This is a genomic window from Acidimicrobiia bacterium, from assembly GCA_035471805.1.
Taxonomy (GTDB): domain Bacteria; phylum Actinomycetota; class Acidimicrobiia; order Spongiisociales; family JAHEDJ01; genus JAHEDJ01.
The window spans coordinates 1-6,450 of record DATIPS010000016.1 but is presented as its reverse complement, the minus strand read 5'-3'; the positions used below and the strand labels follow the sequence as shown (position 1 = coordinate 6,450).

At 62.4% G+C, this 6,450-nt stretch carries 7 protein-coding genes and 1 tRNA gene; 4 read left to right on the top strand and 4 right to left on the bottom strand.

Annotated elements, in window-relative coordinates; translation table 11 throughout:
* Positions 1-330 precede the first annotated feature (330 nt).
* Both VLT15_03735 and VLT15_03730 read left to right on the top strand, forming a co-directional pair.
* Positions 331-1,044: a hypothetical protein gene (locus VLT15_03735; protein HSR44327.1), complete on the top strand. Its 714-nt coding sequence runs from the start codon at positions 331-333 to the stop codon at positions 1,042-1,044.
* 97 nt (positions 1,045-1,141) lie between these two features.
* A complete protein-coding gene (locus VLT15_03730; protein HSR44326.1) occupies positions 1,142-2,224 on the top strand; it encodes a hypothetical protein in 1,083 nt (360 codons plus the stop codon).
* A gap of 478 nt (positions 2,225-2,702) precedes the next feature.
* Here VLT15_03730 and VLT15_03725 read toward each other — a convergent pair whose 3' ends face one another.
* Positions 2,703-3,269, bottom strand: a complete 567-nt coding sequence (locus tag VLT15_03725) for a peroxiredoxin (GenBank protein HSR44325.1) — start codon at positions 3,267-3,269, stop codon at positions 2,703-2,705.
* A gap of 111 nt (positions 3,270-3,380) precedes the next feature.
* Positions 3,381-3,452 (bottom strand) — tRNA-Val (locus tag VLT15_03720).
* 111 nt (positions 3,453-3,563) lie between these two features.
* Between VLT15_03720 and VLT15_03715 the strand changes: the two genes are divergently transcribed.
* Positions 3,564-3,926 (top strand): metallopeptidase family protein, encoded by a 363-nt coding sequence (locus VLT15_03715; protein ID HSR44324.1) that lies wholly within the window; start codon positions 3,564-3,566, stop codon positions 3,924-3,926.
* Between the two features lie 226 nt (positions 3,927-4,152).
* Positions 4,153-4,347: a hypothetical protein gene (locus VLT15_03710; GenBank protein HSR44323.1), complete on the top strand. Its 195-nt coding sequence runs from the start codon at positions 4,153-4,155 to the stop codon at positions 4,345-4,347.
* 294 nt (positions 4,348-4,641) lie between these two features.
* On the opposite strand, the gene VLT15_03705 is transcribed toward VLT15_03710, so the two are convergent.
* Together VLT15_03705 and VLT15_03700 are read right to left on the bottom strand one after the other, a co-directional pair.
* Positions 4,642-5,019 (bottom strand): hypothetical protein, encoded by a 378-nt coding sequence (locus tag VLT15_03705; GenBank protein HSR44322.1) that lies wholly within the window; start codon positions 5,017-5,019, stop codon positions 4,642-4,644.
* A partial coding sequence (locus tag VLT15_03700) for a HAMP domain-containing sensor histidine kinase (protein HSR44321.1) occupies positions 5,016-6,450 on the bottom strand: 1,435 nt, incomplete at its 5' end. The genes VLT15_03705 and VLT15_03700, both read right to left, overlap by 4 nt.

Sequence of the window (6,450 nt, the reverse complement as noted above, 5' to 3'; positions counted from 1 at the left end):
ACGCGCTTCTTGAAGATTGCCATTTGCCCTCCCCGGGATCGGCGGCACGAGGCCTGCCCTCGCGCCGGGTTATGCAACCCCGGCAACGGAGACTTCGATAGGGCCGAAAGGCCTAGAACCAACGGATAAACCGTCACTGTCCGTCAACATTTCGAGCATTCCAAGATCAAAGCATCACCCTGCCTGAACACGAACCTGCCCAAGATCGAAACCAACGAAGTGAGGTTCCTGTCGGTCGAGGAAATCGAACTACTCGGAGCACTGTCCATGCGGGTGGTGTAACATCATCGCCAGAGGCGTGGCTCGGCCAGGTGATCCTGGCTTTTCCTCATGCACATACGGCTCCGTGCCTCGCGACCGTTCGTGGAGACGTGGGTCTGGGTTGGTGGTTCGGCGGTCCTCGAGCGTGGCGAGACGTCGGCGACCCTGGGACGCGTCGATCCTCTTGGAGACGAGACGGTGGTATTCCTCGACTCTCGCGGTGCTCGGGTGGGTGTGAACCTGGTGACCGGCATAGCCATGTTCGTGTACTGGGTGGTGGTTCGGCCGACAGCAGAAGCGTCCGCGACACAATCTCAGTGGCCCTATGTCTTGTGGTTCAGTGGGACGATTCTCACTTTGGCGTTCGCCGTGCCGGCTTTCGGGAGGATGATCGGGGGGAAGTGGGTCGTGAGGCTGGCTTTGGTCGCTGGAGCGACCGCGGCCTGGAACAGCGCTGTCAACATCGTCGAGGACGGGTTTGGCCAGGATTGGGGGTTCGTGCTCTTCGTCATCGGGACCGCGGGCATCCTCCTCAGCAACATGGCGCTGGCAGTAGTCCTTGCGGTGAGAGGCCGGGCGCGGAGGCGGCCGTTGTCTCTGATCCCGCTCGGAACTGCCGCAGGGATACTCGCATTTGTGAGTGTCGGTGGACCCCTCATGCTGGTGACGTGGCTTACCGCTGCCGTGATCGCCGCTCGTTGGAAACCGGAGTGGACCGAACAGCCGAAGGGAACGGGCACTGGGGCAGAGGTTCGCCTCCAGAATGGGGGTCGGCGTGGCTGAATGGGCCTGCACACTTTTCTGGCCCAATCGATCAGGACAGACGATTGTCAGCCGTCTGAGGTTGAGTCGCCGACGGCAATGGTCATCTCGGACGCGGATGCGCCTCGTACCTGGTGTGCTGGTGGCGATCGTCGCTGTGGCATGCGGCCCCGCCAGCGACACCACGACCGTCGATGATGCGCGGGCAGAGCTGTTGGGTCTCATGTGGGATGTGACCTCCTCTGACGGCTACAGGTACCAGTTGACCGACGACCGCGGGGAACCAATGGGCCCCATGGAGGTGATACAGGTTGGCGAGTCGGAGTACGCGGCGGTCTACTTCTGGACTCCGCAGACCGGCCCTTCGTTCAAGGTTGCGCTCGCCACATCGACCAACCTGCTGGACTGGACTTGGCGAGCCGACCTCGCCGAGTATGCCTCCCAACCAACCATCAAGGAAACGGAAGATGGTGGGTTCGTGGTGGCTTGGGAACAAGAACCCCCTGCCGAGGACGAAGCTTGGATCCGTCTCGCCTACTACCCGTCGTGGGATGCGCTCCTCGGAGCCGAGCCGGGCAAGGTGTTCGACGCACCACGTCAGTTGTCCGAATGCGGGGAAGGCACGCCAAACATCGACACCGCGAGCAGCACCCGCGTCGAGTTCGGATTCCACTACTACGCCGAGTGCGAAGTCGACCGTCAAGCCCGAGGAACCACGGACTGGGTAACCTGGGACGCTGAGCCAGCGGCCCTTCTCGACCGTGCCGTCTTGTTCCAGGGGTATGCGGGGAGCATCGGCGACCGTGCCACCCTGGATTTCCTCGGGCACAGGTTCACCTTCCTGGAGGCTTCATTCATCCTCGACGACTGGAGTTCCTTTCGGGTCTTGATCTACGACGAGGGAACCGGAGCAGCCGACCGGGCGCAATTCGGGGTCGACGCTGATACGGTCTCCATTCCAGAGTCGTGGTCGGAACCGATACCAGGACCACCGGCAGAGCCACCATCGGAACATGTCTTCATTCTCACCCACCGAGCCTCGGCCTCTGTTTCGAACCCGTCACTCGCGCTCGTAGAACTCGACGGCAGGCAAGCGCTGGTTGTCACCCTCTACATCCAGCAGCCGGGGCTCGGAGGAGACGAGACCGGAGAACTGATCTACTACCGATTCGTTGCTGAACCCACGCAGAACGAAGAGTGACTTGAAGCTGGTCGGCTGAATTGAGCTAGCGCAGAACGGCGCATTGGCCTCGCTGGTTGAACTGCGCATCCGCTCCGCGCCGTCTTCTTGACCTCTGCCCTCAGGCGAGTCAGGTCACCAGAGCAGCCGTCCGCCCGAAACGCCTCTCCCCCACCTTCGCTGCCGGCCCGGAGATCCAGGAACCGCCAATGACGTGGGAGTTCGTTGCGTGTTACGGGCACCACTGTGAGGCCTTCAGTGACTCATGCTGTGTGAATGCGAAACCGACACCATCGGTCATCACCGGTCACCACCGAACATCCCCGGTTGTCTGGGGTCTGACCACCGGGTGTTCACGGTCATCACCGGTCATTGCTGGTTGTCATGTGGTCGCGGGTGAATCATCAAGGCGGACTCAACTACCGGCCACTCGGACCCATGAAGGCGCGGCTTGAGTCATATCTCTCAGCCAGCGCAGATTGGACCCTGTCCGTCGTCACTACTGGTTTGTCTTCAACCACCCCAGCACGTCGGACGCATTGTCGTTGGGAGGGAACACGGGGTAGAAGACACGGCGCACAACCGAGCGTTTCGCAATGAGCGTGATTCGACGGTAGAGCGTCATCCCACCGACCGTGAAGGTCGGGAGAGACAACTCCGGTGCAGCGAGCCGAAGATTCGAGTCATTGAGAAGCGGGAACGGAATGTGCATCCGACTCGCGAACGCCTCCTGCTCATCGATGGGCTGCGCACTGATACCGACTACAGAAGCGTCCAGATCAACCAACTCTTCGTGATGATCGCGAAACGCGCAGCTCTGCGGTGTACAACCACGGGCTCCGGGAATCATGTCCCAATCATCTGGCAGTTCTATCCCCGGACCGCCGGTTCGTGGATAGACGTAGATCACCGACCAGCGATGCGACGAATCACCGGCAAGCGGGAGGCGGCCCCCACCTGCCACATCCAGCTCGATATCCGGCAGCAGTAGGCCTTGCAGGTGGTCGGCGCGCCCGTCATCGACTGGTACGGGGAGGTCCGAAGGCAGCTGCGTGAAGTCGGTCATCACGGCAAGCTACCGGGAGACCGGCGCCCAGACCAACCCGCACATGCCAGCGGATCCCGAGAACGGAGTATGCGACAGGCCGAATACCCTCGGGCCGCAGAGGATTCTGGGTGGGCGATACTGGGATCGAACCAGTGACCTCTGCCGTGTGAAGGCAGCGCTCTCCCGCTGAGCTAATCGCCCCAGCCAATGGGTCGGGCTGTAGCGTGGGATTGTAGCCAGGACCGTCGACGGCACGGAATCGTCGATGCCGCGAGGGAAGGCGGTGGCCACCCAACCCGGTCATCGACTTGAATACTGCGGATGGACCGCGCCGACTTCGAGCGACTTGTTGATGAAGCTCTCGACGAGCTACCAGACTGGGTAACCGCGCGCATCGACAACCTGGTGGTCGTCGTGGAGGATGAGCCCACGACCGACCAGGACCCGGCCGGCGACGGTTTGCTCGGGCTCTATGAAGGAGTGTCGCTCGCCGAACGGGGCATCGATTACTTCGGAGTCATGCCCGATCAAATCACGGTCTTCCGCCAAGCTCATCTGGAACTCGGCCTTGAACGAGATGCCCTTCGAGCCGAGATCCGAACCACCGTACTTCACGAAATCGCACACCACCTGGGTATCGACGATGCACGCCTGCACGAGCTTGGCTGGGGCTGAGAGCGCCCCACCTCCAAACACAGGCAGCCGAGTCCGTCGCCACCCCGGCCGGTGATTCCTGCCGGGTGAAACCTCACGCCACTGGGCAAGTCACGTCCCGGGGGGCTTCTTTGGGGCTGCCCGATATCCGTCCGGCGAGGATTGGCGCGATGGCGGGCGCTGCACCTCCTTGGGTCGCCTGGGCACCTACCGTTGGCGACGGGCGATACCGATTACTGTGCGGTTCATGAACACACCTGCACTCTTCTTTTCAGCTGCATTCTTCATCGCGGCGATAATTGCTTTCCGGCACGTCAGGAGCGAAATCTCAGGCCAGGGATACGGCCCGCGGGTATTCGACTTCGGTGCGTGGATCTGGGTCGGAGTGGCCGGTATCGGCGCTGTCGCGATGCTTCTACTCGGCCTCGGAGTCATTGGCTGACCACCCGCGCCGCCCGAGCCTGCACCGGGAGGCAGGACGCCCCTGCCATGGGGGTCGCCGCCCTGGCCGGGAGTCGTTGCCGATCCGGGAAACCGGCCGGGGATGACTTCAACCGACCGGTGCGGCGTGCCGTGCGGGCGGAGGCCGCTGCGGTCTTGGGGCCGCATCTGACAGGGGGAGGCGGGGAGGTGGGGCCTGTCTACCAACCTCCACCCGCCCCTCAATCGTATCGCGCAATAGCCGCAACGTACAGGGGTGAGGCAAGCTCGACCGGCCAGCGCGCCGGGACCGGATTCAGGCTGGTTCGCCGACCTCGATAGTGGCGATCATGCCTTCCTCATAGTGATCGACGAGCCGCCCTTCTTCGGTCTGAATCACCATTCGGCAACTCAACTCGTAGATCCCGGGCGACAGGTCCAGAGTGAACTCGATCCGGTCTCCCGGGCCGACGACCGGCGACGCCGCCACCACATCGCCGTCTCGACCCGCGACCACGAGGGTGTGGCCGAACTTGCCGTCGTTCGAGACGGTGATCAGGTTGGACCCGGCCACGAACGTTCCGGCAGCTTCGACCCGAAACTCGGCGAGTCGTACGGATACACCCTCTTCAGGTGCGAGTTGGGGCGCGCAGCCGGTGCTGAGCAATGCCAAAGCGACCAGAAAGTGCCTCATGCGGCCGCCATGTTCTCGGCCGTGCGGGGCAGAGCGATCGCAAGCGAAGTGCCGGCAGGCGATGTGGTGGCCAGGATCGACCCCCGCAGCGCCTCGACGGTGACGCGGGCGATATAGAGCCCGAGGCCTGTTCCGGAGCTCGGACTCCGCTTCTCGAACTTCTCGAAAGCTCGAGGCAAGAAATCGGTGTCGATTCCCGGTCCGTCGTCGCGCACGACCAGGAACAGAGGCTGCTCAGGCCTCTTCCCAACTTCGACCATGGGCTCGAACGGGATCTCATCCGTGGCCGTGATCGACACGGTGGTGGCGCCGTGAGTGAAGGCGTTGCCTGCAAGCGAGTGCACGAGGCTGACGACGCTCGTGGCGTCTGTTTCTATCGATGCCGAACCGAGATTCGAGCCGTCGTCATACGAGAATCTGGGGGTGCCTGCAAGCAACCGGTCGATCAGGTCAGAGACCTGAACCTCATGAAGCTCGAAGAAGAGCGCTCCATTCTCGATTCGCGCTACCGACAGAATCTGATCGATCATCTCATTCAGTCGTCGCGCACCGTCGACGACGTCGTCCAGCACCTCAGACCACGTGGAGTCGCTGACGGTCCCACTCGACTTCAACAGTTCGGCGCCCGTGACTACTCCGGTAAGGGGTGTCCGGAGCTCGTGGTTGATCATCAGCACGAATTCGGATCGAATGCGGTTCTTCTCCTCGGCGAGTTCAAAGGCTCGTTCGGCAGTCCGACGTGCAACATCGAGTTCTCTGTTGTGGATGGTGAGCGCTTCAGATTCCCTCCTCAGATACTCAGACTCGACGGCAAACTGACGAAACGTCCGGGCGGTTCGATTTCTGCCCACGAACAAGGCCAGCGTCACCCCGATCAGCACTACTCCCAAGCCGAGCAACTCCAGCGTGATCGGAGGGGCGCCACCGGCTGAACTGCGCCTGCTGAGCAGCTCGGAAATGTCGTAGGTCAATAGAACCGCACGGCCGTCCAACAAGGGCTGTACCACTTCGTAGACGATTTCACCCGGCGTCCACTCAACAACACCATCAACGAGCACCGGCAGTGCCAAGGGAGCCGCGATCGCCCCGAATCGGCTCTGCTCCACCAATCGCGCAACAGTGGGGCTGCCGGGAGAGGATCCAATGAGACTCTCCGACGTGGACGCCTCCACGATCCCATCAGAGCCGAAGAAGCTGACCGCCTCGATCTCGAGGCTGTTGCGAACCCGTCGCAGGTCATCGACACCCGGCGCGCCGCTGCCGAGCCGTGCGGCGACTTCCCGACCATCGTCAAGGAAGAGCTCGCCCTCGCCGACGGGGCGCGTTGCAGCCGCATAGACCGCGAAAGCCGCAATGACCGCGGCAGACGAAGCTATCGCCATCAAGATGCCGAGCGCGGTCCAAATCCAAGATGGACGCCGCGGCGCAACT